General features: G+C 71.9%; 24 protein-coding genes and 3 pseudogenes. 17 read left to right on the top strand and 10 right to left on the bottom strand.

Annotated elements, in window-relative coordinates:
• The first annotated feature begins 524 nt into the window (after nt 1-524).
• Both ACIRVF_RS24135 and ACIRVF_RS24130 read left to right on the top strand, forming a co-directional pair.
• Nucleotides 525-1247 (top strand): ABC transporter ATP-binding protein, encoded by a 723-nt coding sequence (locus ACIRVF_RS24135; RefSeq protein ID WP_402821362.1) that lies wholly within the window; start codon nt 525-527, stop codon nt 1245-1247.
• On the top strand, nt 1241-3697 hold the full coding sequence (locus ACIRVF_RS24130; RefSeq protein WP_402821359.1) for an FtsX-like permease family protein: 2457 nt from the start codon (nt 1241-1243) through the stop codon (nt 3695-3697). The genes ACIRVF_RS24135 and ACIRVF_RS24130 overlap by 7 nt, the downstream gene beginning before the upstream one ends.
• Nucleotides 3698-3844: 147 nt before the next feature.
• Here ACIRVF_RS24130 and ACIRVF_RS24125 read toward each other — a convergent pair whose 3' ends face one another.
• Nucleotides 3845-4465 carry a TetR/AcrR family transcriptional regulator gene (locus ACIRVF_RS24125; protein ID WP_402821356.1) on the bottom strand — a complete coding sequence of 207 codons (621 nt, stop codon included), beginning with the start codon at nt 4463-4465 and terminating at the stop codon, nt 3845-3847.
• Between the two features lie 37 nt (nt 4466-4502).
• Between ACIRVF_RS24125 and ACIRVF_RS24120 the strand changes: the two genes are divergently transcribed.
• From ACIRVF_RS24120 to ACIRVF_RS24110, 3 genes are all read left to right on the top strand, one after another.
• The gene (locus ACIRVF_RS24120) at nt 4503-4829 is read left to right on the top strand and encodes a rhodanese-like domain-containing protein (RefSeq protein WP_402821353.1); all 327 of its coding nucleotides are present in this window, start codon (nt 4503-4505) and stop codon (nt 4827-4829) included.
• Between the two features lie 157 nt (nt 4830-4986).
• Nucleotides 4987-5454, top strand: a complete 468-nt coding sequence (locus ACIRVF_RS24115; protein ID WP_402821350.1) for a hypothetical protein — start codon at nt 4987-4989, stop codon at nt 5452-5454.
• Nucleotides 5455-5751: 297 nt separating this feature from the next.
• Nucleotides 5752-5904: a hypothetical protein gene (locus ACIRVF_RS24110; RefSeq protein WP_402821347.1), complete on the top strand. Its 153-nt coding sequence runs from the start codon at nt 5752-5754 to the stop codon at nt 5902-5904.
• 255 nt (nt 5905-6159) lie between these two features.
• Here the strand turns inward: ACIRVF_RS24110 and ACIRVF_RS24105 are convergent.
• Nucleotides 6160-7421 (bottom strand): annotated as a pseudogene (locus ACIRVF_RS24105) (beta-ketoacyl-[acyl-carrier-protein] synthase family protein).
• Between the two features lie 65 nt (nt 7422-7486).
• Between ACIRVF_RS24105 and ACIRVF_RS24100 the strand changes: the two are divergent.
• From ACIRVF_RS24100 to ACIRVF_RS24090, 3 genes are all read left to right on the top strand, one after another.
• Complete coding sequence (locus ACIRVF_RS24100; RefSeq protein WP_402821344.1) at nt 7487-8131, top strand: TetR/AcrR family transcriptional regulator C-terminal domain-containing protein; 645 nt, start codon at nt 7487-7489, stop codon at nt 8129-8131.
• A gap of 224 nt (nt 8132-8355) precedes the next feature.
• The gene (locus ACIRVF_RS24095) at nt 8356-9057 is read left to right on the top strand and encodes an MFS transporter (RefSeq protein ID WP_402821342.1); all 702 of its coding nucleotides are present in this window, start codon (nt 8356-8358) and stop codon (nt 9055-9057) included.
• Nucleotides 9058-9101: 44 nt separating this feature from the next.
• The gene (locus ACIRVF_RS24090; protein WP_402821339.1) at nt 9102-9608 is read left to right on the top strand and encodes a hypothetical protein; all 507 of its coding nucleotides are present in this window, start codon (nt 9102-9104) and stop codon (nt 9606-9608) included.
• Between the two features lie 1229 nt (nt 9609-10837).
• Here the strand turns inward: ACIRVF_RS24090 and ACIRVF_RS24085 are convergent.
• Nucleotides 10838-11734: a hypothetical protein gene (locus tag ACIRVF_RS24085; RefSeq protein ID WP_402821336.1), complete on the bottom strand. Its 897-nt coding sequence runs from the start codon at nt 11732-11734 to the stop codon at nt 10838-10840.
• Nucleotides 11731-12078: a PadR family transcriptional regulator gene (locus ACIRVF_RS24080; protein WP_402821333.1), complete on the bottom strand. Its 348-nt coding sequence runs from the start codon at nt 12076-12078 to the stop codon at nt 11731-11733. The genes ACIRVF_RS24085 and ACIRVF_RS24080 overlap by 4 nt, the downstream gene beginning before the upstream one ends.
• A gap of 702 nt (nt 12079-12780) precedes the next feature.
• On the opposite strand from ACIRVF_RS24080, the gene ACIRVF_RS24075 reads away from it, so the two are divergent.
• The 5 genes and pseudogenes from ACIRVF_RS24075 to ACIRVF_RS24055 all read left to right on the top strand — a co-directional run bounded on the left by ACIRVF_RS24075 (nt 12781) and on the right by ACIRVF_RS24055 (nt 15952).
• Nucleotides 12781-13431: a thioredoxin family protein gene (locus ACIRVF_RS24075; protein ID WP_402821330.1), complete on the top strand. Its 651-nt coding sequence runs from the start codon at nt 12781-12783 to the stop codon at nt 13429-13431.
• Entirely contained in the window at nt 13428-13961 is a 534-nt protein-coding gene (locus ACIRVF_RS24070; RefSeq protein ID WP_402821327.1) for a hypothetical protein, read from the top strand. Before ACIRVF_RS24075 ends, ACIRVF_RS24070 begins: the two co-directional genes overlap by 4 nt.
• A gap of 593 nt (nt 13962-14554) precedes the next feature.
• A pseudogene (locus ACIRVF_RS24065) lies at nt 14555-14821 on the top strand (muconolactone Delta-isomerase family protein); the annotation flags it as partial.
• Nucleotides 14822-14911: 90 nt separating this feature from the next.
• On the top strand, nt 14912-15256 hold the full coding sequence (locus ACIRVF_RS24060) for an SgcJ/EcaC family oxidoreductase (protein ID WP_402821849.1): 345 nt from the start codon (nt 14912-14914) through the stop codon (nt 15254-15256).
• Nucleotides 15257-15442: 186 nt separating this feature from the next.
• A complete protein-coding gene (locus tag ACIRVF_RS24055; RefSeq protein WP_402821324.1) occupies nt 15443-15952 on the top strand; it encodes an SMI1/KNR4 family protein in 510 nt (169 codons plus the stop codon).
• Between the two features lie 259 nt (nt 15953-16211).
• Here ACIRVF_RS24055 and ACIRVF_RS24050 read toward each other — a convergent pair whose 3' ends face one another.
• From ACIRVF_RS24050 to ACIRVF_RS24040, 3 genes are all read right to left on the bottom strand, one after another.
• Nucleotides 16212-16895, bottom strand: a complete 684-nt coding sequence (locus tag ACIRVF_RS24050) for a GNAT family N-acetyltransferase (RefSeq protein WP_402821321.1) — start codon at nt 16893-16895, stop codon at nt 16212-16214.
• A 444-nt stretch (nt 16896-17339) separates the two neighbouring features.
• On the bottom strand, nt 17340-18308 hold the full coding sequence (locus ACIRVF_RS24045; RefSeq protein ID WP_402821318.1) for an aminoglycoside phosphotransferase family protein: 969 nt from the start codon (nt 18306-18308) through the stop codon (nt 17340-17342).
• A 261-nt stretch (nt 18309-18569) separates the two neighbouring features.
• Entirely contained in the window at nt 18570-19478 is a 909-nt protein-coding gene (locus tag ACIRVF_RS24040; protein WP_402821315.1) for a helix-turn-helix domain-containing protein, read from the bottom strand.
• 256 nt (nt 19479-19734) lie between these two features.
• Here ACIRVF_RS24040 and ACIRVF_RS24035 point away from each other — a divergent pair, with 256 nt between their 5' ends.
• Together ACIRVF_RS24035 and ACIRVF_RS24030 are read left to right on the top strand one after the other, a co-directional pair.
• On the top strand, nt 19735-20589 hold the full coding sequence (locus ACIRVF_RS24035) for an NAD(P)H-binding protein (protein WP_402821312.1): 855 nt from the start codon (nt 19735-19737) through the stop codon (nt 20587-20589).
• Between the two features lie 388 nt (nt 20590-20977).
• On the top strand, nt 20978-21403 hold the full coding sequence (locus tag ACIRVF_RS24030) for a hypothetical protein (protein WP_402821309.1): 426 nt from the start codon (nt 20978-20980) through the stop codon (nt 21401-21403).
• Nucleotides 21404-21913: 510 nt separating this feature from the next.
• Here the strand turns inward: ACIRVF_RS24030 and ACIRVF_RS24025 are convergent.
• Nucleotides 21914-22744, bottom strand: coding sequence for a class I SAM-dependent methyltransferase (locus ACIRVF_RS24025; RefSeq protein WP_402821306.1), 831 nt, complete (start codon nt 22742-22744; stop codon nt 21914-21916).
• Between the two features lie 73 nt (nt 22745-22817).
• Between ACIRVF_RS24025 and ACIRVF_RS24020 the strand changes: the two genes are divergently transcribed.
• A complete protein-coding gene (locus ACIRVF_RS24020) occupies nt 22818-23405 on the top strand; it encodes a TetR/AcrR family transcriptional regulator (RefSeq protein WP_402821303.1) in 588 nt (195 codons plus the stop codon).
• Between the two features lie 103 nt (nt 23406-23508).
• Here ACIRVF_RS24020 and ACIRVF_RS24015 read toward each other — a convergent pair whose 3' ends face one another.
• A complete protein-coding gene (locus ACIRVF_RS24015; RefSeq protein WP_402821300.1) occupies nt 23509-25032 on the bottom strand; it encodes a hypothetical protein in 1524 nt (507 codons plus the stop codon).
• Between the two features lie 589 nt (nt 25033-25621).
• Between ACIRVF_RS24015 and ACIRVF_RS24010 the strand changes: the two genes are divergently transcribed.
• Nucleotides 25622-25786 carry a hypothetical protein gene (locus ACIRVF_RS24010; protein WP_402821297.1) on the top strand — a complete coding sequence of 55 codons (165 nt, stop codon included), beginning with the start codon at nt 25622-25624 and terminating at the stop codon, nt 25784-25786.
• Between the two features lie 145 nt (nt 25787-25931).
• Here ACIRVF_RS24010 and ACIRVF_RS24005 read toward each other — a convergent pair.
• A pseudogene (locus ACIRVF_RS24005) lies at nt 25932-26019 on the bottom strand (lytic transglycosylase domain-containing protein); the annotation flags it as partial.

The raw sequence follows: 26019 nt of genomic DNA, 5'->3' as shown, positions 1-26019 counted from the left end.
GGCGCGCGTCCCCCTGTCCCCCCCCGTCCCCCCCCCGCGGCGGGGGCCGGGGGCCCCCGGCGGGGGGGCGCGCCCCGGCGGCCCCCCCCCCCCCCCCCCGCGGCCGCGTTCGGGCCTCGCGCCCGTGCCGCGCTGCCGGCCGCCCGTTGTTCCTGCGCCACCCGCCCAGCGGCCCAGCGGTCGACCTCCCGCTCCGGCTGATTCGGAAGGCACCCGAACCGGACCGCGTTCGATGCCCACGGAACGAACAGCACCCGGCCGCCGGTCACGGGCTGCGGGCGTCCGCGCCGCACGGTCGTCGCCCGGGCAGGTCAGGGATTCCTCAGGGTGGGGATCAGGGGCAGCCCGGAGGCGTGGGCGCCCCGAACGGCCCTAGCGTCGGTGCGGCGGGTGGCCGATGCCCCCGACCGATGCCCCAGGGAAAAGGCGAGCGAGTGTTCCGGAACAAGGCTCTACCGGCACGGGCTTCGAGCCCGGCCTTCGTCCGTGCGGAAAGGGCGGGCGACATCGTCCGCCTCACCGCCGTGCACAAGACGTACGGCCGCGGCGACAACCGGGTGCAGGCGCTCGACGGGGTGGACGTCGACTTCGAGGCGGGTACCTTCACCGCGATCATGGGCCCCTCGGGTTCGGGCAAGTCGACGCTGCTCCAGTGTGCGGCGGGCCTCGACCGGGTCGACGCGGGCCGGGTCCTGCTCGACGGTGCGCCGCTGCACGAGCTCTCCGAGCGCGCCCTGACCGAGCTGCGCCGCGAGCACATGGGGTTCGTCTTCCAGTCCTTCAACCTCATCCCGGCGCTGACGGCCCGCCAGAACGTCGAGCTGCCGTTGCGGTTGGCCGGCCGGGAGATCGACCCGGCGGCGATCGACCGGGGGCTGGCGCGGGTGGGCCTGGCCGAGCGTGGCGGGCACCGGCCCGCCGAGCTGTCGGGAGGTCAGCAGCAGCGGGTCGCCATCGCGCGTGCGCTGGTGACCAGGCCCAAGGTGATCTTCGCGGACGAGCCGACCGGCGCGCTGGATTCGCGTACCGCGCGGGAGGTCCTGGCGGTGCTGCGCGGCGTCGTCGAGGAGCACGGGCAGACGGTGATCATGGTCACGCACGACCCGGTGGCCGCCTCGTACTCGCAGCGGGTGGTCTTCCTCGCCGATGGCCGGGTGACCGGCGAGCTGTTCGAGCCGACGGCCGAGGGCGTGGCCCTGCGGATGGCCGCGTTGGAGCCCGGCGGAAACGGGACGAACCCGTGCTGAAGATCGCCGCAGCCACCCTGCGTCACCGATTGACGGGCTTCGTGGGTGCCTTCCTCGCCCTCGCGCTCGGCACGACGATGACCGGCATGATGACGCTGACCCTGGCGGCCACCTTCGGCACGCCGCACCCGGGGCCGCAGCGGTTCAAGGAAGCCCGGGTGGTGGTCGCGCCGCAGGGCTTCGAGGGGCGTCCTGTGAAGGCGCCGGCGGTGCTGCCGGCCGAGGTCGTGGCGAAGGTGAGCGCGGCGGGCAAGGCCACGCCCGACCGCAGCTTCCCGGTGCGGCTGGACCCCGGTTCCGCGGCGACGACCGGCCATCCCTGGTCCTCGGCCGCCTTCGCGGGCTACCACCTGGCGGCCGGGCGGGCGCCGCAGGCCCCGGACGAGATCGTCGTCGGCGGCGGTGACCGGTCGCTGATCGAGGGTCAGACCCAGGCCGCCACCTCCAAGGGCGCCGGCCACTACCGGGTGGTGGGAGTCACCGACGCGCTCTGGTTCGAGAACGCGGTCTTCTTCAGCGACGCCGAGGCCGAGCGCCTGTCGCCCGGCGTCAACACCCTGGTCACCGACCAGAACGCCGAGCAGCTGTCCGCCCTCCTGGGCGGCCGGGCCCTGGTCCTCACCGGTGACGACCGGACCCTGCTCGACCCCGACTCCACCGGCGGCGCCCATGCCCTGGCCAACGCCCAGGCGATGGCGGGCAGCACCACCGGACTGGCGGTGTGCGTCGCGGTGTTCGTCGTCGTCGCGACCTTCGCCTTCGCCACCGAGCAGCGCCGCCGTGAACTGGCCCTGATGCGGCTGGTGGGTGCCGCGCCCCGGCAGGTGCGGCGCATGGTCCTCGGCGAGGCACTGCTGATCGGCCTGGCGGCAGCCGTCGCCGGCTGCGTCCTCGCCCCGCTGGGCACCGTGCCGCTGCGCTCCTGGATGCTCGACCACAACGTGGCCCCGTCCTGGTTCACCATCCCCTTCGACCCCCTGCCGCTGCTGGTCTCCTTCGTCATCGGAGTGGCCGCGGCGCTGGCCGGCTCGGCCGCCACCCTGGTCCGGGTCTCGCTGATCCGGCCGATCGAGGTGCTGCGCGAGAGCGCGGTGGAGCGCCGCGTGATGACACCGATCCGCTGGCTGCTGGGGATCGGGATGCTGATCGGCGCGGTCGCGGCGGGGACCGTCATCGCCCGGAGCGAGCCGTACCTGGCGGCCAGCGCCCGCAAGTACGAGATGGTCCCGGTGCTGTACGTCGGCGCGGTCACCCTGCTGGCGCCGATCCTGCTGCGGCCGGTCACCCGGCTCCTGATCGGCCCGCTGCGCGGCTCGGCCAAGGCCGGCCCGCTGCTGGTGCGCGAGAACATCCTCACCTCCCGGCGGCGTACGGCCGCCACGGTGGCGCCGATCGTGGTGGCAGTAGGGCTGGTCGCCACCCTGCTGACGACCCAGGAGTCGGGCGACGCCGTGGTGCTCGCCCGCCAGCAGCAGGAGATCCACGCGGCCGACGTGGTGGTGCCCGGCGGGTTGGGGATCGACGCGCGGACGCTGGAGAAACTGGCGGCCGTGCCCGGGATCCGGGCCACCCCGGTCACCTCGATGAACATCCGGATCGGCACCGCGAAGGGCGACCAGATCGACTCGTTGACCACGAACGCGGTACCCGCGTCCGCGCTGGGCACCACCGTCACGCCGCCGGTGCTCTCCGGCTCGCTCACCTCGCTGCCCGAGAACTTCCTGGTCATCGACGAGCACGCGGCCCGGTCCGACAGCCTCTCGGCCGGGGACGAGGTGGTCACCCTGCTGCCGACCGGCGCGCGGGTCCCGACCGTCATCGCAGCCGTCGTCGAACGCGGCCTGAACGGCGACGACACCTACCTGTCCGCGTCGCTGACCGGCGCGATGGTGCCCGACCGGGTCTACCTCGACTCGCGGACGGGCACGGGCCGGCCGCTCGACGAGCAGCAGACCGCCGCAGTGAACCAGGCGCTGGCCGGCTCCGGCGCACACGTCGTGACGTACGACGCCTACCTGGAGGCCCAGCGCGCGCACGCCGCAGAACAGACGGACAACGCGGCGGTGATCATCCTGGGGATCGCGCTGGCCTACGCGCTGATCGCGGTCGCCAACACCCTGGTCATGGCGGTGGCCGGGCGCCGGCGGGAGTTCGCCCTGCTCGGGCTGGCCGGTGCGGTGCGCAGGCAGATCGTGAAGGTGGCCGCGGCCGAGGCGGCCGTCGCGGTGGTCGTCGGCACCGTGCTCGCCGCCGTGGCGACCGGCCTCGCCGCGGCGACCCAGCACGTCTCGCTGAGCAGGCTCGTGACCGGCGCACCGACGGTGATCCCGTGGACCCGGATCGAAGGGACCATCGCGCTCTGCGCCCTCGTCACCGTGGTCACCGCGTCACAAGCGACCGCACGGGCAACCCGTCGGCGGGCGATCGAAGCCGCAGGCATCCGCGAATAGGACCTGGTCGGCCGTCACCACGCGCGTCGAGGGGTCGGTCGAGCTCCCCGGGCCGTCGAGGGGTCGGTCGAGGTCCCCGGGCCGTCGAGGGGTCGGTCGACCTCCCCGGCCGACGGGGGTGCCGGCGGGGTGCCGGCGGGGTGGTTGTCACGTCATGGCCCGGGCGAGGCGGAGCAGGCCGGCACGCATCCGCTGTTCGCCGAGTTCCGGCAGGAGGGCCGCGACGTGCTCGGCTCCCAGGGCGGCGAGCAGGGCGTGGGCGGTGTCGTCGGGGTCGGGGGTGCCGGCGAGCAGGATCGCCACATGGCGGTGCCAGAACCGGTAGGCCCCGATCCTGTACCTGGCTCCGGGACTGGAGGTCTCGGACATCCGGACCAGCGCCAGGTGTTCCAGCAGGTAGTCGAAGTAGGCGTTGACGAACGCGGTGAGGCGTTCTTCGGCCGGAGCCCCGGGGCCGAGCGGGGGAGGGCCGTGCAGGACCGCTTCCTGCAGCACGCGCTCGCGGGCGTCCAGGAGGGCGGTGGCCAGCCCGGACTTGTCCCCGAACCGGCGGAAGAGGGTCCCCTTGCCGACGCCGGCGGCTGCGGCGACCTGATCCATGGACACCGCCTCGACGCCGTGCCGGGCGAACAGCCTGGCGGCCGCCTCCAGCACCGCGGCCCGGTTCCGGGCCGCGTCCGCCCGCTCCTTGGGCGGCTTCGTCCGCAGCAGTTCCAGCGGCATCGGCATTGCAGAAACGGACCGCAGTCCGTTATCGTCTCGGGTCATAAGTGGACTGTAGTCCGATTCCCCCGGAGGTAGTGGCATGACCCCCCTCATCACCCGAGACGAGCTGGCGGCAGCGATAGAAGGCGGGACCGTGACCGTCGTGGATGCCCTCGGCGGCGAGTACTACGCCCGACAGCACCTGCCCGGCGCTGTGGAGCTGATCCCGGCCGACGTCGACGCCCGGGCGGCCACCGTGCTCCCCGACCGCGACGCCGCGATCGTCACCTACTGCTCCAACCCTGCGTGCCCCAACAGCGGACAGGTCGCCGACCGGCTCCTCGCCCTCGGCTACACCAATGTGCGCAAGTACCGGGAGGGCATCCAGGACTGGGTCGAGGCCGGCCTTCCCACCGCCGCCGCCTGACCTCCGTCCTCGTGGCGGGTGGCGCAGAACGCCCCCAGGCCCTCCCGGACACCCGGGAGGGCCTGACTGACGGTTTCAAAACGATCTGCAGCTGCGGTTGAGGAAGATCATGATGTGAGAGCCCGCTGATCCTCGCAAGCGAACGGAGCCCGCATCGATGGCACGGCCCCCTGATGCATTTCAGTCGATCACGTTCGCGGCCTGGCGGGACCGTCTTCCTGGGCAGGGCCACGCCTCCAGCCGGTACTACGTCACGCTGGCGGAACTCCTTGTGCGCCTCGGGAACTTCGGGCTCGGTCTCACCTGGAAGGTGCGGATCGACGATGCTCGACTGGTCACCAGGTTCGCCGAGATCGAGAAGGCTTCCTCCGGTGCCGGGATCGGCACCCTGGAGCTACTGGCCCTGGTCTCGCCGGACCTTCAGTTCGTTGACGCCGACTTCGCGGGGTACGCAGGTGACGAGTTGAGGGTGGTGCTGCGGGAGTTCGACAGCACGAGCTGGGACCTCTGCACCGCGGATGCCTCGGTGGTCCGGGAGATCCGCCGTCACTACCCGGACGCGGTGCCGACTCCCGAGGACGTTCTCCAGGAGATCCCCTGGCCGACCACTCGGCGCGAGAGCTGAGCCAACACCGGTACTGATCGTCTGTCGGTGGGTTGACCTGTGGGTCCCGCGCTCGGCGATCCTGGTCCGCCGGGTGTCCGGGTGCGCGCGTTGACGCTCGGGCTGATCAGGGCGGGCAGGTGTCCGACCCGGAAGGCGACGACCGATGTACCGACGCTCATGGCCTCCAGCGCCACCAAGCCGACGGTCTCCCTGCGTCTGGGGCGATCACCACGGTGGCGTCGGCAAGCCAGGGCAGCCCCTGTCCCGGACCAGCGTGCCGCGCAGGCGGACGCCCGTGACGCGGGTGGGCGCGCGATGGCAGAGTTCAAGCAGTCAGCCGGCCGCCGTCCCAACCGTCAGAGTACGAGGGGACTCGCCGCGATCGCCGTCGGCTCGGCCCTGATGCTCGTCCCGCTGGCCGTCTCCCCCGTCAGCCGGCTGCGCCACCTGCCGCCGCCGGCCGTCTGATCCGCCGGGCACCCGGACCACCGGGGTCGCCCGGCCCCCTCGGGGGAGGGGCCGGTCGACCCCGGTCAGCGCTCGGTGGTCTTCTGACCGGACCGGGCGGGAGAGCGACGTCTCCCGCGCAGCTCGCGGGTGCAGCGGTCAGGGGTGCCGGTCGGGGGTCGGTCGGCGGCAGGCTTCTCGGCCCTGGTCTCCCAAGACCCTGCCGCCGTCTCGCCGTCTCGCCGTGTTGTCGGTTCTACGGTGCGGTCGCGTCGGTCACGGTGTCGTCGAGGCCGTACGGGACGCGTGCTGCCGCGTACCGGTGACGACGAGCGAGACGTTCTGCCCACCGAAGCCGAAGGAGTTGCTGAGCACGGCCTCCTGGGGGACGTCTCGTCGCTCTGCGACGACATCGAGATCGATGTCGGGATCGACACCGGCCTCGGTGAGGTTCGGGTCGGTGGGATGACACCGTGCTCCACGCTGAGGACGGCGATGAGTGCTTCGATCGCGCCGGCCGCGCCGAAGAGATGACCGAGCGCGGCCTTGGGGGCCGTCACGGTGGCGTGGCCGAAGACCTCCCTGATCGCGTGTGCCTCGGCGATGTCGCCGACCGGAGTTCCGGTGGCGTGGGCGTTGATGTGGCTGATCCGCTCGGGAGCCAGACCGGCTTGCGCGAGGGCCTTGCGCATGGCGGAGATCTGACCGGAGCCGTCGGGAGCGGGCGCCGTGATGTGGTGGGCGTCGGCGGCGATGCCGGCGCCCGCGAGCACCGCGTGGACGCGCGCCCCCCGGGCGCCGGCATGCTCGGCGCTTTCGAGCACCATGACAGCGGCGCCTTCGCCGAGGACGAATCCACTGCGGTCCGCGGCGAACGGCCGTGACGCCGAGGCGGGTTCGGCGGTGTGCCTCGACAGTGCTTGTGCCTGGGTGAAGCTGGCGACGGTGATCGGGGTGGTTGCGGCCTCGGCCCCGCCCGCGATGACCACGTCCGCCTCGCCGGCCCGGATGAGCCTGGCCCCCAGAGCGATCGCCTCGGCACCGGAGGAGCACGCCGAGACGGGCGTGTAGACCCCGGCCCGTGCGCCGTACTCGATGCTGATCAGCGCTGCCGCCGCATTGGGCATGAGCATCGGGACCGTGCGTGGCGAGACGCGCCGGGCCCCGGCCGCTTCCAGTGCGTCGTCCTCCTTCAGCAGCGTCCCTATCCCGCCGATGCCCGTGCCGATCGCCGTGGCGAGCCGATCCGGGTCCACCTCCGGGGCGCCGGCGTCGGCCCAGGCCTCGGCCGCCGCGATGAGGGCCGCCTGCTGCGAGCGGTCGAGCCGCCTGGCCTGTACCGGTGGCAGCAACTCGGCGGGGTCGATCGCCATCGTCCCCGCGACGGTATCGGGAAGACGGACGTCCTCGTGGCCGCGCAGGACGTCCCCGCGGATGCCCGACTCGCCGGCCAGCAGAGCCTCCCAGGTGGACGCCACGTCCGCCCCGAGTGGTGTGATCGCGCCGAGTCCGGTCACGACGACTTCAGTCCGGTGCATGCCCCTCAACCCTTCTTGTATGCGATACAAGCGAACGGCCCTGTTGTATCACATACAATTTCGCTGTGGAGAAGAAGCGAACCGAGGAACGATCAACGTCGGCTCGGTCGCGTGACCGCGGTCGCGCGACGAGGCGTCGGCTGATCGAGGCAACTGCACGGCTCTGCAAGGAGCGGCCCGGCGCCGAAGTGAGCGTCGCGGAGATCGCGAACGCGGCAGGCGTCTTCCCCAACCAGGTCACCTACCACTTCGGCTCCAAGGACTCGCTCCTCGTGCACGCCGCCTTCCTCGGCTTGCTGCACGACGCCCGACGGATCGAACGCATCGGTCGCCAAGCCCCCGATGCGGCGACATTCCGGCGCAACATCGCCCGCGCCGTACTGGCCATGCCCTCGCTCCCGTCGGTCACGCGAGCGCTCGCCGCCGGGATCTCCAAGCCCGAACTCGCCTCCGTGGTCGACCAGCACCTCCAGTTGCTGTTCCGGCAGTCCGAGCGCTTCGTGAGCCAGCTCATCGACAGTCGCGGCTGGAGGACCCGTCGACCGCTCAACGTGGAAGCCAGGACGTTCTGGAGCACCGCGCTCGGCGCAGTGCTGCTCGTCCGCGCCGGCGCACACGGCACCGCCGACGACCTCGACCTCGCCGGAGCACTGACCATCCACGACGGAACCGACCCCGGTGACGTGGCCAGTACCAGGCGCGCGATGTAGGAGTCCTTGCTCTCGCGGGGGAGCGCAGCGACGGGCAGGGGCAGGGGCAGGGGCCGCGACGGGGGGCGGGGCCGCCGTCGTGCCGCGTCGTCCTCGGCACCGTCCGCGCCTCCGGAGCGGGCGGCTCGGACCGGGTGTCGTGGTCGGCGGGGACGCTGTCCAGCAGACGGTGCGTCACCTGCTGCTGGCCCTCGACCAACGGGAGGGCCCTATGGTCAGCGGCCATGGCATCACTCGGCACCACGAAATCCGTGGGCTCACCATCCTTCCGTTGCTCCCGGTCAGCTCTTCCCCGGTCGTACCTGTTCTGGCTCGCGGGGACCCGGGCCTCACTGATCGGTGACGCTGCGCTCTCCTTCGCTCTCGGGTGGGCGGCCAGTGCTCACGGCGGTCCGACGGCCGCACTGGTGCTGACCGCGATCACCCTGCCGCGGACCGTGCTCCTGCTGCTGGGTGGGGCAGTGAGTGACCGCTTCGGTGCCCGCCGCGTGATGATCACCGGGGATGCGGTGATGCTCGCAGCCGTACTCGCCTTGGCCGCGGCGGGCCGGGCCTGGGGGACACCCCCGTGGATGCTGCTCGGGTTCGCCGCCGTGGTCGGTACCGTTGATGCGTTCTATCTCCCCGCGACGGGATCCATGCCGCGCCGTCTGGTAGGCAAGGAGCACCTGCCCCGGGCGATGGCCCTGCGGCAGGCCGGTGGCCAGGTGGCTTCCCTGCTCGGGGCGCCGCTGGGGGCGGTGTCGGTGGCGGTCGCGGGCCTGAGCGGGACGGCCCTGGTCGACGCGGGCACCTTCGCTGCCGTCCTGGCGGTCATGGTGTGGTTGCGCCCGGCGGCCGAGGCGCAACCGTCCCCTCCTGCGGAGAGCCTGCTCGCGGGGATCGCCGACGGGGTGAGGCGTGTGGCGAGGGATCCACTCCTGTGACCCGCGTTGTTGCTGACGGGTGCGGCTGCGACGGGGGGCTGCCGGTGGCCGCTCTGCTCGGTCCGCTGCTGGCCCGGTCGAACGGGTGGGGTCCGGGGCCCGCGGGCCTGGTCGCTGGCGGGCAGGGGGCCGGGATCCTCCTGGCCGCGCTGTTGGCTGCCCGACTGGGGCCGATGCGCCGGGTCGGCGTGGGCGCGTGCCTGGGCCTCGGGCTCGCCGCGCTGGGAATCGGCGGACTCGCCGTGGTTCCGGCTCCTGCCGGGGCCGTTGTCGCAGCCGTGGTGATCGGTGCGGGGTCGGGCATGTTCGCGTGCCACCTGGGCCCGCTGGTCCTGGCCGAAGCTCCGGACACGCATCTGTCGCGGGTCCAGTCGTTGCTGACGCTCGTACAGAGCTTGTCGCTGGTGGTGGCGAACAACGTGCTGGGCTGGCTCGCGGGCGCGGTCGACGCCAGGAGTGCGGTCGTGCTGTGCGCTGTCGTTGGCTGCGGGGCTGGGATCGCCGGTTTGGCCACGCCCTCGCTGCGGAATCTGCGCCCGGCCGCGTCGTAGTCCTGGTCGCGTCGTAGTCCTGGTCGCGTCGTAGTCCTGGCGGCGTCGTAGTCCCGGCGGCGGAGATCGCCGGCGTTTCCCTCTTTGGTACCGGGGAGGGAAGCGCCGGGACCCGCCGCTGATCGTCCCGGGGCTGCGGCGGGAGCGGCGATGATCAGCGGAACGGGGGCACGGGCGGGGTCCGGTCTCTCCTGGACGCGCAGCTCGAACTGGTCGCCACGGTCGCTGCATCCGCCGGTGCGACTGCTCCTGCGGCACCCAGCACGAGCATGCCGGTCACCATCACCAGCAGGCGGTGGATCCGCTTCACTCTTCCTCCGTTCATCGTTCCTCCGTCCGTCCTTCGTCTGTGGATCTCGTCGGTGGCGCAACACGGCGCGAAGGCTGGGTCCCGGGCGTGCCCGTCCCTCGCGGTTGACGGGTCTCCCGGACCGGGGCGGTCGCGTAGCGCCGGCCATCGTCGGCGCCTCGCCCTCTCCGTGGCACGCCAACCGTGACACGCGCGGTCTGACTGGCCGTCGACCCTGCTGTTGAGACGCCCGCCAACCCCACGGTTGAGTTGCCTCCGCTCCCACGGGCGGGCCGGCCCTGGTCCGCCACGGCGGACACGCCCGGCCCGCGTACGCGTCCGCCGAGGTGAGTGCCGGCCTGCGGCCGGTGGTCCGCCGGGAGGCGGAGCCAACCCTGGGGTGGACAGCCGCGGAAGGCCGGCTCCTACGCTCGAACGCCTCGTCGCGCTGGATCGACGCCCCGGTCAGCGGCGCTACGGCGACGGCGTGCCGAACAGGGGGACGCCACCGCGCCGCCGGGCCGACTGGCTGACGTCGGCCCGGGGACCAGGCGAGGTGGCCGTGGGTGCGGGCGACGGTCCGCGATCCCGGGGCACAGTTGCGGTCGCCGTCGCACGCACGGCCAGGCCCCCGTCCAGGCCACCAGGTCGGCCAGCGGGTGGCCGGCCCGCACGGCGACCTCCACCGTGCTCCCTTCGGCCCTGCGGGCGGCGATGCCTTGCGTGTCCTTGCCACCCCTCGGGCCCGCACCCAAGCCGTTCGCCGGGCCCGAGCTCCACGTCGTGGGGGGGGGGCCCCCCCCCCCCCCGCGGGGGGGGGGGGGGCCCCGGCCCCCCCCCCCCGGCCGCCCCCGCGCGCGCGCGGCCCCCGCCGCCCCCGCCGCCCCGACCCAGCCCCGCGACCCGGGGGGGGGGGCCGCCCCCCCCACGTCCGCCGAGGTCAGACGGCCGCAGGCGGTTCGTCCTTCGCGCGGACGGCCCTGATGAGCCGGAGCGCGAGCAACGGCAGCACCACCGCGAACCCGCCGGCCGCCAGCATGCCGATCGGACCCTCCCAGTAGCTGATGACGCTCGGCAGAGTGAAGGTCAGCAGCAGAGGCAGTGCGCCGACGACCATCCCGGCAGGCCACAGCCGACGCCGGTTTGCCACCAGCAGGAGGAGGGCGGCCAGCAGGAGCTGGAGCGGGCGCCAACTCGGGTCCCATACCAGCGGAGTGTGCAGATAGTCCGGGCCGAGCAGCAGCAGCCAGGACAGCATCGCACCCGCGACCGCCATCGGCAGCGTCCGGCGGGGGCGGCCACTGAGCAGGTCCGGCGGTGCCATCAGCAGCAGAGCCAGCCACAGCAGCGGCCCGCTCGCCCACCCCACGAGGACGAACAGGGAACCGGAGAGGAAGCTGTCCACCGCCTCCACCAGGCCGAGGGCCACGGCCGCCGCGCCGATCCAGCGCGCCGCGCCCCACCGCCCGGCGACTGCCGCCAGCACCGCGAGCGCCCAGACGGCGACCAGGGCGAGTTGCCACGCATGCTCACCGCCGCTCTCCTGGCTGCTCGGCCAGGGTTGCAGCAGCCAGGAGAGGCTGAGCCGGAGTCCAAGACCGGCTCCCAGTGCGAACGGCACCGCCTGTGCGAGCACCTGCCCCGCCAAACCGCCGGAGGTCAGCCCCGTCCGCACGCGCAGGCCGTGCCCGGCTATGCCGGCGAGTTCGCGCAGGCGCAGCAGCCGTCCGCCGTCCCGCCCCACCAAGTCGTACACGGCGGTGATCTCCTCGCCGCGCTCGTGCCGGTACCACTCCGGGTACAGGCTCAGCGCGGCCCTCAACGAACGATTCGTCACGCGGTTGCCCCCCTCAGCCTCGGGCGGGCGGTGGACAGGCGGCGCTGCGCCTCGGCGACGACAGCCCGCAGACGCTCGGTCTCGGTGGCCAGCGCGGCCTGCCCGCCATCTGTGAGCGCGTACGTGCGCCGGGCGCGCCCGCCCACCACCTCGTCACCGATGACCTCGATCAGCCCCTGGCCTAGCAGGCGGTCGAGAGCGCCGTAGAGGGTGCCGGTTCTCATCCTGACCCGGCCGTCGGAGATCGCGGCGATCTCCCGGAGAAGGGCATAGCCGTGCCTGGGGGCATCGGCCAGCGCGGTGAGCAGGAGCAGCGTGGGCTCCTGCATGGGACGCTCTGTCATACGGCTACATATATCGGCGAACTGTATAAGCTGTCCATCAGGGGTGACTGCGTAGATGCCGGCCATCGCTGCTGCGCTCTCCCGCCGAAGATGTTTGACGGTAGGTGACTGGTCGGTGGCCCTGGCACACCGCGTTGATCCCGACGGCCTGCTGGTTGATCATTGGGGCTCGTGTCCGAGACCCCGCCCCTGCCGGGCTATGCGGAACTGGCTGCGCTCGTCGGCGGGTTGCGGAGCGAGTCGGCGGCCGCCCGAGGGGCCGGCGCCGGAGGCCGGGCAGACCCGGACACGGGGTGAGCCGGGTGTGACGGACGGGCCCGGCCCGGGTTGTCATCACCAGCGTCCCCGCGTCGCCGGGCAGGACCATGAGCCCCCACCGCTCCAGGAGCCCGCTGCCCGCTGGTGACGCCGTCGAACGGGCCGGAGATGACGCCCGTCCCGCCTGCGGGGCCCGTGCGGTTGATCGAGGCGGCACACCGGACCCGCCACGTCGCCACGCTGAGCCCGTATCGGGTGTGCCCGCCGAGTGCGGGCAGCCCGGGCCGAATACCCGGCCGTAGGGGTGGGGGAGGGCCCCGTCCTCGACGAGACACAGCCGACGGGTGGCCGTCCGGCACCGGCTTTCGAACAGGTACCGCTGCTGGCCGGAGGCCGTGGCCCCGCTATCCTCCCTGGGTCAGCGATCGACATCGGGGGGAACTCATGCGGCAGCGCCGCGCTCTGCTTGCCAGTGCTGTCCTGGCGACCGTACTCACCACCGGCTGCGGCTCGGGCGGCAGCGCCACGGGCGGGGCGGCTGACGCAGCCGGGACGCCCCCTACTGCCGCGCCGACGGGGACGGCCACCGCAGCTGCCGCGCCCGCGAGTTCCGCGTCGACGGGCTCGGCGACCGCGAGTTCGGCGACCACGAGTTCGGCGTCGACGGGCTCGGCGACCGCGAGCGCCGGGGCCGGGAAGCTGCCGGACGGGTACGACCCGAACCGGGACGCCGCGGCCGATCTGAAGGCGGCGCTCGCCCTGTCGGCCGGCGATCAGCGGCCGGTGCTGATCGACTTCGGGGCCAACTGGTGCCCCGACTGCAAGGTGCTCGACAAGCTGTTCCGCTCCGAGCAGGTCGCCCCGCTCCTGCGGGACGACTACCGGGTGGTGGCCGTGGACGTGGGCAGGTTCGACCACAACCTCGACCTGGCGGCCCAGTACGTCGACCTCCAGCTCAGCGGCATTCCCGCGCTGGTGGTGCTCTCCCCGGACGGCGCGGTGCGCACCGCGAGCAACGACGGCGCGTTCTCCAACGCCCGCAGCATGAGCGCGAACACGGTCGCCGCCTACCTCAAGCGCTGGTCGCAGAAGTGAGTCCGGCTGGGCGGTCCCGCGCAGGGTCGGCGGTCGCAACGCTGCTGCTGCTCGGGGCGGCGGGCTGCGCCGCGGATCCGGCGCCGGCGGCCGTCCCCACCGCCGGCTACAGCGGCGGCGGGGTCACGGTCTCCGTGCGCCTTGAGCCCGGGGAGGGCGGGCGGCAACTGCTCAGCGCCACCTTCACCCCCGAGCAGGCCGGGTTCCACCTGTACAGCGTTGACCTGCCGGCCGGCGGGGTCGACGGGCTCGGCCTGCCGACCCGGCTGACGGCGCGCGGCGGCCTGGCCGCGGACGGCGTCGCCCGGGCCGATCGTCCGCTGCGTACGGTCAGCCCCTTGGGCCTGGGCGTGGAACTGCCGGTCTACCCGGACGGCGCGGTCACCGTCACCCTCCCGGTCCGCCGATCCGACGGCGGGCCGGCTGAGGCGGTGGTGAGCTTCGGCGCGTGCAGTGAGCAGCGCTGCCTGATCCCCGTCACCGACCGGGTCATCCCCCTCGGTCCGATCGGCCCTCCCGGTCGGCCTTGAACGTGGGCTGTCCCTCCGGAGTTCGGCCGGTTCCGGGTCGCCCTCGGAACCCGCCGACAACTGCTCCCGGTCCTGACCTACGCAGCCGGCATGGTGGACTCTGGATCAGCTCCTGTCGCTCGCCATGATGATCCGGCAGGACGGCGGTCCACTCACACTGCGGATCGGGTTCTTCCGCTTCTACCGCACAGGTTTACCCGCATGCTCCACCCCGCTCCACCCTAGAATTGACGCGCACACGGCAATCTTGGGGTGGCCCATCCGGACGGCTCGGAGGCTGTCGGAATGCGGTAGGCGCCGGTCGGCGGTCGCACTGCGAAACGGCCGGTCGGGTGCGTCGGCAAGTGCCGGACTCGTGCCGTGCGGCTGATCACCAAGGGTAGGGCTCGCGACACGGCACAGGTGCGCCGTGTAGTCGGGGTGCTGCTCGGCGGCAGCCGGGGGCGAGCGGCGCCGGCAGCGGTTGGCAGGCCAAGTAGGCGGCTGGGGCTCGCTCGTCAGGACCGCCCGACCTGGCTGGAGCAGACTGGGAGAGGCGCGTCGGCCAACCGCACGGCGGCTCCCGTACGGTCGGCTCCCCGAAAGAGGTGATCATGGAATTCCTCGTCACGATGACCACCCACGTCCCGGACGGGACCCCGGAACAGGCTGTCGAGGACATCCGCGCCCGAGAGGCCGCACGGGCGCGTGAGCTCGCGACGCAGGGACACCTGCTCCGCCTGTGGCGCCCTCCCCTGCGACCGGGCGAGTGGCGCACCCTCGGGCTCTTCGCCGCCGACGACGACGGCCGGCTGGAGGAGGTCCTGGCCTCCATGCCGCTGCGCATCTGGCGTACCGACGAGGTCACCCCGCTCTCGCCCCACCCGAGCGACCCCGACCACGCCGGCGACACCACGACTCCGACGAACAGCACAGGGGACAGCACGAGCAGCACAGCGGACAACGGGAAGATCCTCCGCGGCATCCTCGACGAGTGGAAAGCGGCCGTCGACGCGCACCAGCCCGAGCGGGTCGCCTCCTGCTTCGCCGAGGACGCGATCTTCCAGGGCCTCCATCCGTACACCGTCGGTCGCCGCGGCATCGCCGACTACTACGGCTCCCAGCCGCTCGGGATGACCGCCGACTACCGGATCCTCGAAACCCGGCAGCTGGCCGACGGCGTCGTGCTCGGTTACACGAGTGTCGACTTCTCGTTCACCGACCGGCCGACACTGACGGTGAACCTGAGCCTGGTGGTCAAGCGGGCGGCCGACCGCTGGTACATCAGCCACTACCAGGTGTCCAAGCTCGGTTGACGGGTCCGCCCGGGGGCCAGGGGCGGGCTCGCCGTAGCGGCGCACGAACGGTTCGCCGAGTGAGGCAAACTGCCCGCTATGACAACGGCTGATCACGACGTCCTGACCTCCTGGAGCCGCGTCGGTACCTGGCTCACTGCGCACACCCGACGGAGCCCGGCGAGACCGGCGCCGGATGCCGCCCGCTTGGACGCGTTCGAGGCAGACCTCGGCCTCCCCCTGCCCGCCGACCTGCGGGCCTGGTGGCTGCTGCCCGACGTCACCGTGAGCTACTGGATTCCGGACGCGTTCGCCCCGGTCTCGCTGGACGAGGCCCTGGAGACTCATGAGATCTGGCTCCTGGTCGCAGAGCAGGAAGGCGACTCATTCGACGAGAACGGTCAGCCCGAGAGCCGCTACCAGCGGGAGTTCATGCCGATCGCGTTGAGCCCCGGCGGCGACGGACTGATCATCGACCTGCGCCCCGGTGACACCCACGGCGCCGTACTCCTCTGGGACCACGAGACCTGGAACCTGGACGTGCCCCAGTGGGCTTCGGTGACCTCGATGCTCCAGGACATCGCCCATGCGCTGGAGGCCGGGACACCGGTGTTGCTGGGCCACGCGGCCCTCGGCGGCTCCCAAGAGCCCAGCACCGCCACCATCGACGACGCACTCGATCTCGCCTGGCAACCCACCACTCCAGGCCGCCGATAAGACCCGTCCCGCTTGACCTTGACCACGCGCGATGTCTTCCTGGGCCCCTGCCCGGTGGTTGTGGTTGTGGTGGGGGTGGGGTGGCCTTGGCCGGTGTGTCCGGTCGCTGCGCCGGGCTTTCCTTCCTGGCGTCCGGCTGGTGCCGGCCGCGTTGGTCGGTGGGGCCGGGCGCTCTCCGGTCTGGGGCGCCCGGTCCCGGTCCGTCACGCTCGTCTGGTCGGTCCGGCCGTCGGCGGGTCTTTTCGCCGTCCCTTGGTTGTCAGCGCTCAGCCGACCGCTGATGATTCGAACCGCTCTGGTTCGGCAGTCCGAACATCGGCAGGCAGGGCAGGAGTCCGCTGATCGCGACGGGGGTGTGCGCATGCGCCTCCCAGCGGTCGCGCTTCAGTCTCAGCCGCCTGTTCGTCACAGGCCGGCCGCGGACCACATGACGCTCGATGCCGTCGGACTCGTAGCCGTGCTTCCGCGACACGGCGAACGAGGAGGCGTTGTCCTCGAAGGCACCCGATGTCGCTTCCAGCGCGTCCAGGCCTGCGAAGGCCAGGTGCAGGACGGCGGCGCGCATCTCGGTGCCGATGCCTTGTCGCTGGTGTCGCGCGCCGAGCCAGGAGCCGGTGGTGACCTCCCGCAGGACGGCGAAGTCGCGGGCGGCGATGGTCTGCAGGCCGACGACCTGGCCGTTTTCGAAGACGGCCAGGTTCAGGGCCCAGTTGTCCGGCGACCAGTTCCCTCGGCGCAACCAGTGGTGCTGCACCACCGAGCGTGCCCGTTCCGTGGGAGGGAGGTCGGTCCACGGCACGAGGAAGGGCATGCGGTCCGGCTCGTGGACACCCTCCGCCGCCAGGTCGGCCAAGCCGGCCAACTCGCTGTCGGTGGGCAGCCGGAGTTCCAGGCCGGGAGTGTTCAGACGAAGGCCTAACAGCGGCCAGTGTTCAATCAACATGCGCCATTGTCGAAGACGAGGGCAGCTGCGGTCATCTGATTTCCAGGGCTCGAACAGGCTGATGGCGCCGTTGACCGGATCAAGATGCTGAAACGACAGATGTTCGGGCGCTCCGGCTCCGCCCTTCTACTCAAGCGCGTCCTTCTCCCCGACTTCTGGATCGGCGATCTGTGCTACGAGGGCTCGCGGTTCGTCCACAGGCGGGACCGGCGCCGCTGGCGCAGTACGGGCCTCGACCCGTGGGGAACCGTGCCTCTGGGGGCATAGCGAAGGTCCTTCCGTGGCCGGCCATCCTCGATAACGCAGAGTGTCAGCGTCACAAGGCCTGGGCCGGAACCGTGTCGGTGCCCCTTGGGCGGCGAGAACGAGAGCCGCCCGGAGTGCCGTGACGATTGCCGACAGCGGTTTCATGGCGTCGGCCCTGTGCTCCGGGGATTGGGCAGATCAGCCGTGTGGCCGGACCCGCCCCACGGGCTCGGTGGCCACCGGGTCGTGCTCATCAGGACGGCGGACCGTTGCGACGAGTCGTCGCAACGCGGCGTGGGCGGGCGGGCCCCAGGTGACCTTGCCGCCGGGGCGCCCGTGGATGCCGGCCTCACCGATGAGGATGCCGCTGAGGGCGCGCAGCACCGCCCAGCCACGGGCGCGGCGCAGGGTCGTGATGTCCGGGGACGGCTGGTAGGCCCCGAAGAAGCGGTCGGCGGCGCCGTCCGGCAGCAGGATCCACGCGGCGGCGAGATCGCAGGCCGGATCGCCCGCGCAGAGGTCGCCGAAGTCGATCACGCCGCAGAAGGTGCCGTCGGCGGTGAGGATGTTGGCCGGATGCAGGTCGCCGTGGAGCCAGAGTGCCGGGCCTGTCCAGTCCGGTGCGGTAACGGCGTCGTCCCAGACGGCGCGGACGGCGTCCTGGTCGGGGATCAGCCCCATGTCGGTGGCCGAGGCGAGTTGCTCGGCGAAGCCCTCGGCGTGGTCGGCCAGCGGCCCCCCGCGGCCGCGGGGGGCCGCTGGGGGAGCGGGTCGGTGGAGAGCCGTCAGGAAGGCGGCCAAGCTGTCGGCCGCGTCCGCAGCACGCGTGGCAGGGGCGCGGTCGGCGGGCTCACCCGGCACCCAGGTGGTGACGATCCAGGGCCGCGGAAACCGCTCGGAGGGCTCGCCGAGACGCTGCGGAACGGGGACCGGCAGCGGAAGGTGCGGGGCGAGAGCGGGCAGCCAGGCATGCTCCCTGCGCAGCAGCGCATCGGCGGACTGTGTCGCCCAGGGCATCCGTACGGCGAGGTCGTCGCCGAGCCGCCACAGCTGGTTGTCCCAACCACGCGCGCCGAGCCTCACCGGGCGATCGGCCAGGTCGGGATGCTGGTCACGCAACAGGTGGCGGACCAACTCCGCTGTGACCTCGATCTGAGTGTGGGTCATACGGAACAACGGTAGTCGGGCAGCGGTCCGCCCGTGGAGTGCCGAAAGCACCCGTCGGGTCCGGGTGGACGTCGAAACTCGCGGGACAGACGAGACGTGCCTGGTGTGCTACCGGGAGGACGACGGAGAGGCCTCGGCGCCGGCCGAAGCGGGCGCGTGTGATGGGCAGTTCGTTGGCAATGTCCTCGTGGAAGGTGCGCAGTTCGTCGGTCTGCCGGGCTTGGTTCCCCACCCTTCGGGTGGTGGGGCGGTGTCCAAGGTTCAGACGGTCCCCGGGCCGCGGTCCTTCGCACGGGCGGGTGAGCCGGGGGTTGGCGAGGTCATGTCCTGGAGGCCGATGACGGTCAGGAGCCGGAGTCTGTCGGCGGCTTCGCTGTCGGGGGCGGCGGTGAAGACGATGATGCGCAGGTCCGCGCCGTGGAGGGAGAGTACGTCGCAGTCGAGTTCGATCGCGCCGAGCTGGGGGTGGTCGATGGTCTTGCGTCCGCTGACGTGGTGCGCGACGGCGGAGCCGTCCCACAGTCGGGCGAAGTCGGCGTTCGACCGGCGCAGGTCGCTGATCATGGCGGCCAGCCGGCGGTCGGCCGGGTAGCGGGAGGCGACGTCGCGCAGGTCGGCGACCAGGGAGGCCCGGTGGTCTTCCGGGGAGGGGTGCCGGATCCTGCCGGGGTCGTCGTGAAAGGTGCGCCAGACCAGGTTGGTCTCGCGGCCGGCGCGGCGTCGCGTCTCGCCGTGCAGGGCCGCCCACAGGTCGTTGTGCTCCAGCAGGGTCCAGGCCGCGTCGAAGACCGCGATCGGCACGTCGGAGAGCCGACTGAGCAGCCGTTGCACGCTGGGGCCGATCAGCTGGGGGACGGTCCCGTCGAGCTCGGCGGCGTGGCCGGCGAGTCGGCAGGCCAAGGTGAACTCGGCGTCGGTGAGTCGCAGTGCGCGGCAGAGGGCCCGCAGGACGTCGGCGCTGGGGTGCGCGCGGCCCTGTTCGAGGCGTTTGACGTAGTCGGGCGAGACACCGGCCAGCCAGCCGACCTCCTCGCGGCGCAGCCCCGGGGTGCGGCGGGTGCCTCGGGCGAAGGGGGAGCCGACGTCTTCCGGGCGGACCCGGGCGCGCCAGGAGCGCAGCATCGTCGCCAGCTCCGGTCCTCCGCTCACTGCTGCATTCTCGGTGCTCATGGCCTGATTGTCGACGCGCGGTCCGGCTTCTTGGGTGGCCCGACCTGGGCCAGGCTGCCCCGGCTCCCCCGGACCAGACTCGATCCGGGCCCGAGAGGAGGGGAAGCCAGGGACGAACACTTTGACCGACCGGGCGGCGGGACCGGAACCTTCCGCGACCGCGATCGCGACCGCGACGGCGACCTGCCCTGGCATCCGGGCCTCTGCCGCCTCGTCAATCGCTCCACCACCCATTTCGATCCCGAAAGGATCCGTCATGTCCTCCTTCCTCGTCATCGGAGCCACCGGAAACGTCGGCGGCGCCCTGACCACCCAGCTCCACGAGCAGGGCCATCATGTGCGGGCCCTGGTCCGCAGTGCCTCTCGCACCGAACTGATCCCGGCCGGCATCGACATCGCCGTCGGCGACCTGGACGACGCCGAGAGCCTGACCGAGGCCGCCCGCGGCGTCGACGGCGTCTTCTTCATGCAGCTCGCCCCGCTGCCCGCACAGGCCGAGAACATGATCAAGGCCGCCCGCACCGCTGGAGTGCGCAGGATCGTGGTGCTGTCCTCCATCGGTACCGTCCTGGAACCGCTGCCCGTGATCGGAGCCAGGATCGCCGGCCGCGACCAGGTCTTCCGCGACTCCGGGCTCGACGTCACCTACCTGCGCGCCAACACCTTGATGTCGAACGCGACGTGGTGGCTGCCCACGATCCGCAACGAGGGCCGCGTTTACGACGCCAGCGATCCCGGCAGGACCGTGCCCGTCGACACCTACGACATCGCCCGCGTCGCCGCCGTCGCCCTCACCGAGGACGGCCACGCCGGCCGCGCCTACATCCTGAACGGCCCGCAGGCGCTCACCGCCCGCGAGCAGGTCGAGATCCTCGCCGACGTCCTGGGACGGACCATCGAGTTCGTGCCGCTCACCCCCGAACAGTTCGCCCAGCACAGCATCGAGCAGGGCACCCCGCCCGAGACGGCCGCAGCCGTGCAGGACCTCAATGAGCTCCTCCGTGCCGGACGCGCCGGAGTCGTCACCGACGACATCACCAACCTCACCGGCATCGCACCCCGCACCTTCCGCCAGTGGTGCGAGGTCCGGGTTTGGGGCCGGGCGCGCTGACCCGGCGGGTCCGCTGCTGGTTGGCCAGGGGGCGGCCCGTCGGGCGAACGGGGGCGCCACCGCCGGTGGTTGCGCGAACGGTCCTGAAGCTGAGGGTCGAGCCGGTGCCTCCCGTCCCGCGCAGTCAGAGCCCCCCAGCACCGCTGCGGCCGGTCGATGTCACCCGGGCGCGGCGGAGGCCGGATCCAGCATCCCGATCGACCCGGGCGAGACGGCGGGGCTGAGGTGACGACGACCGCACACCGGGGTCTAGGGTCTGGGGTCTGGGCTCTGAGTACGTGTACTCATGTGCGGCGCGCTCGGTGAGCTCTACGGTGCTCCTGGCGTCGAGCGTTGGGGAGTTCAGTTGAGTGCACGTCCTGTGGTCCGGCTCATGCGGTGGCTGTCGATGGTCCTCGCCGTTTCGTGGGGGCTTGTGGTGGCGCTGCTGGGGGCGCTCGTTGCCCGTCTCGTTCGCGATATCGCGGCGACCGATGACGGTGAAGCGCAGTTCGCAGGCGGGATCCTCGTGGTGGTGTGGGGCGCGGCCATCGTCTTCTCCTTCCTACCGGCGGCCATGTCGACGGCGGCCGCGGTCTCGCTCCGGCGGCGGCACGCCGGCGCCCGGTCGATGATCGGGGCCAGCGGTGTTGTCACGGTCCTCAGCGTCTTGGCGAGCATGGCCGCGCCGAGGTGGCTGCTGCCCGAGAACGCATTCCTCGCCGTCGGTCAAGTGGCACTGTGCGTACTCGGCGTGAGCTCGGCGTTGCTGTCGCGATCTCGGGAAGTGGTCGAGTATCTGGGGGTGACGCACGGACGGGTCGTTGTCCGATGACAGCCGTGCCCGTCGCTGCGGCGAACCGCCGACGCGGCCGAAACCACGCCGGACGGTCAGGCGTCAGGGTCGACTTCGGGGTGCGTGAAGCGCACGGGCTTGCCCAGCGACCGGGCGCAGGCGATTTCGGCTCGGGTGCTGTCTCCGATGTAGTCGCCGACCGAAGCGCCTGAGTTCGCGATTTCTGAGGCGCCGACCTCACGAACTCGGCCCCTGCCACCGGGGATCCTCGGCTGTGTGCGGCTCGGTTCCGACGGATTCGAGGTCGAAGGGGTCGGGGTGGTGTAGGTTGAGCCGCTCCGTTAGCAGTGGGTCCTGCTGAAACTCCGGATTCCATGTTGCGTTAGCAGTGGGCCGATCGGCTGACCTTTAGCAATCGTGTGGCCCGCAGGGACGGACCGTTGGGCTGAGGTCCGGTGCAACAAGCCGGAGAACTTTCCCCGCTCCCCGGCGGGTGTCGCCGAGCTCATCAGTCTCCTCACGCTCGGCGACACCCGGCGTTTGCAGTGGTCAGGCCGTATGGGAGCGGTTCGCGGTGATCACGACGGATGTGTAGGGCATGGTGGCGTGGCCGCCGAGCTTGTCGATCGCGGTCCCGGCGCTGTCCAGGATCTCCGCCATTTTGTCCGCGGGGAGTTGGGTGAGGCCACCGAAAGTGGGGAGCTGGTCGAGCCACTCCTCTCGGGAGTAGGTGCGCTCCCAGGCGAAGCGCCACTGTTCCGGCTCGCTGAAGCTGCCGGTCTGCCGGATCCCGTCGGCTATTTTCGCGAACAGTGGCTGGTAGGCGTCCACGGCCGAGCCTCTTAGCAGGCCGGGGTTGAACGGGGAATCGGGGGCGATGCGTTGGAGTGTTTCGGCGAGGGCGTCGATCACCTCGGCCGGGAGCTGGGGGACGTGGTGGAAGGGGGCGAGTCGGCCGCCGGGCCGGAGCACCTGGGCCGCCTTGGCCGCGCCGGCGACGGGGTCCACCCAGTGCCAGGCGGTGCCGGCGATGACGGCGTCGAACTGCCGCCCGGCCGGCTGCCAGTCCTCGAACCTGGCGACCTCGACCTCGATGTGGCTGCGTCGCGCGAAGGCGGCCATCCGCTCGTCGGGCTCGACCCCGAGCACCGTGCAGCCGGCCGCCTGGAACTGCCGGGCCTCGATGCCGGTCCCGGCTCCGACGTCGAGGACGTGCCGGCCGGGGCTGGCCGCGACGATCCTGTCCACCAGGGCCTGGGGATACGGCGGTCGGGCGCGGTCGTAGCGTTCGGCGTCCACGCCGAACGACTCGGCTGTCTGCCGGTGGCGGTGGGGCTCGGGGCCGGATGCGTCCGGCTGTCCCTGCGGTAAAGTGGGCATGCGCCCACACTAATGGGCGGTTGCCCACTTGTTAAGTCGGGGCGGCGCAGAAAGGGAGACGATGCCGTCAGGGGTGCACATCCACAACGTGCGCGGCCAGTTGTTCGAAGCCGCAGAGCGCGTCCTGCTTCGGGACGGACCCGACGCGTTGACCAGCCGAGCGGTCACGGAGGAGGCGAACTGTGCCAAGGGTGTGCTGCACCGGCACTTCGCCGACTTCGACGCTTTCCTGGCGGAACTGGTCCTCGATCGCGTCCGCGGCATCGAGGACCGGACCACGACTCTGCGCGCGGCCGCCGGGACCGGGAGCGTGGTGGACAACCTCGCCGACGCGCTGCAGGACCTGTTCGGTCCGGTCACGGTGGCGATCGTCGCGCTCATCACCTTCCGCGACGGCCTCCGCGCCCGGCTACGCGAGGCCGGTCTGACCGGCATCCCACTGGCCATGCAGGGCACCGCCATGATCGCCGCATACCTCACCGCGGAGCGGGAGTTGGAGCGCCTGGCCGGTGACGCAGACATCGACACACTCGCCCCCACCCTCGTCGGGGCCGGGCACCTGCTGTTCGCCGACCGGACAAGCGCCCCGCCGCAGACCGCCGCCGTCCGCAAGATGGTGACCACCGTCATCGCCGGCGCCTTGCGACCACCCCAGCCGTGACCCGAGCGCCCGGTCGCACCTCGCCAGGCGTTGCTAACGCACGTCGGAAGATTGCTAGCCGACTGCTAGAGATTGACCGACACTGCTAACGCAGCCCTGGGGCCTACAGGTGGAATGGCCTGGTGTAGCGCAGTCCGGTGTCGGGGGTGATGTTGAATACCGCGCAAAGGTGTTGCGGGTCGGCGCCGGTGACGGCGGCCTCTTCGAGGATTCGGTCCTCGCGAAGTCGTCGTGCGGTGACGGGGAGATCCTTGAGCAGGGGCTGCATCCAGCCGATGGTGACCGGTGTGCGAGAGTGCGCGGTCTGCGAACTGATGAACAGGTGGGGGTTGCGGGTGGGTGGCCAGCGTGCGTTCCGGAGGTGGATGCAGTCGGCGGCGGCCTGGCGAGTGATGGCATCCAGCGGATGGTCGATGTCACCGAACGAGAGCCGGCCGCCGGTGAAGTCGATGGCAGCCAAGGGCAGTGCTCGGGCCTGGTGGGGATAGAGCGCATGAATGCCGATGAGGGCGATCAACGGCTTGAGAGCGGGGTCGGTGGCGGCGGCCGCGGCGAGAGTTTGGATCGCCTCGGCGCTCAGTGGCGTGGGCACGGAGGTGGGCTTCGGCCCCAAGCGCAGACCGCGTGCGGGATTGACGAACAGCAACCGTTGGCTCTTGAGGGTCTTGAACATGTTGCGCAGCGCGACGGCGTCGTTGTGCGGTGATGCGCAATGGGCGAGCCACTCCGTGAGGTCGGCGCGCGTGACCTGGCGAAGGGTGCGGTAGCGCTTCGAGCAATCGAGGAGGAATGGGGCCGAGGCGTCAACCTGGTTGCGGACTGTGGCGGTCGAGCGGGGACGGCGACGGGGCCCGCCGTATCGGACGATGCGGATCCACACAAGGGCTTCTGCACGGATCTCCGGGTGCACGTCGCTGAGCCGACGGTGGATCCACGCGTCGAGAGGGTCAATGCGGTCGTCGTCGAGGAGGTCGAGGTGGGCGAGGACCTCGGTAACCCGGGTACTGGCGCGTGTGGCTCGCTGGCGTGGCAGAGTGGCGACGGTGCTGGCCTTGATGCGTTCGTGCGGACCGTGGACGGCGGTCAGCAGGTGCAGGCTTCGCAGCACCCGCTCGCGCAAGGCCGGTGACCAGCCTTGGGCCTCGGCTCTTGGCTCGGCCCGCGCGGAGACGTAGGCGGTGAAGTCGGGATCGATGGGCTCGACATCGGGAACGGTGACGCGCGACATGTCCCGCTCGGCGATGAACAGCGGCTCCTGTCGCCACCGAGGCATCGCCCAGAATGAGCCGCCGACGAGCTGGTGCGCTTCGGGTGAGCCGCGCTCCCGCGTCCGGGCGGCAAGGTGGACCCGCCGGACCAGATCGGCTGAGACTTCCTCGCTGTTCACCCTTGAGGGTGACGGAGGACTGTTGGCGCACTCCGCAGGACCGGGGGCACCGCCCGCGGGGAGCGGGGCGATCCTTCCGGCTTTGGTCTCCCGAAGATCGGCCTCGGTCATCTCGGTCATGAAGCGGGTGGAGCCGCAGATCACTACGGTCCCTGGGAGGCTCAACAGCTGCTTCGCGTGGGCGAGTTCCTCTTCGGGGGTGAGCAGTTGCGAGTATGACGCCGGCTCCTCGTTCATCATGGCCACCACCCTGGCCCCGCACCCGCCCCCGCGTCCTGTCTTTCTCCGATCCCCTGCGGCTTGCCGGAGGGGATCGGAGAGGAGCGGCAGGTGGTCACCTCGTCCGTTCAGGCCGGCTGGTTGACGAGCGACGGCGGCGCGAAGCACGGGACCGGCGCCCGGCAGGCCAGGATCGCGGCGCGGTGGACGATCCCGGCGGGTACTCGTCTGAGCCTCCGGTCCGTTGGTGACGCAAACCCCACACCCGCTCGGTGACCGGCCTCGCGAAGCTGATCGGCACCGCCATGACCGCCGGCGGGGACACCGGCAGCGCCCTGCGCCGCCTCCTCGCACCCGCCTGCACCGGGTACCTGGCCTGAGCAGCCGCATCCTCGACAGCCGGACCCCGGCCCTGCACCGCTCGAACCTGGTCGACCGCCGACGCCTCGACCGCCGACGCCTCGGCCGCGGCCTCGCAGGACGCCTGTGCCCCAACGCCCCGCTGCCGGACGGCCGACGCCTCGACGACCTGGCCGCCGGCCGCTACGCACTGGTCACCTCCGCAGCCGTAACCCCCGCGCTGCGCGCCGGGATCCACGACCGAGGCGCTGTGCTGGTCACCACCTCGACCGGCACCGCTCTGCACCGCTGGCTCCGCCGGGGCCGCACCACAGCCGCGCTCGTCCGCCCCGACGGCACCGTCCAACGGACCGCACCCGACCCGAAGACCCTGTGCGAGCTCCTGCCCGCACCGAGCCCCCGCAGGCGGATCTGACAGGGATCCTGCGGGAGGGCGAGGCGGGTTGACGGAAACACCACGAGGGCCTGGGCCCGCGCATGCGCGGGCCCAGGCCCTCGTGGTCACCTCGGTGGCCCCTGTCCGACCCCGAGGCACGGGGGGAGGAGGCGAATCGGTCGGCTCAGTACCAGTGGTGGGTCTGCCAGAACGCCCAGGCGGCGTTCGGGCTGCCGTAGCGGGTGTTCATGTAGTCCAGCGTCCACTTGATC

It is taken from the genome of Kitasatospora sp. NPDC101157, from assembly GCF_044768255.1.
Lineage (GTDB): Bacteria > Actinomycetota > Actinomycetes > Streptomycetales > Streptomycetaceae > Kitasatospora.
The sequence above is the reverse complement of the archived record's forward strand: the minus strand, read 5'-3'. Positions and strand labels throughout refer to the sequence as shown.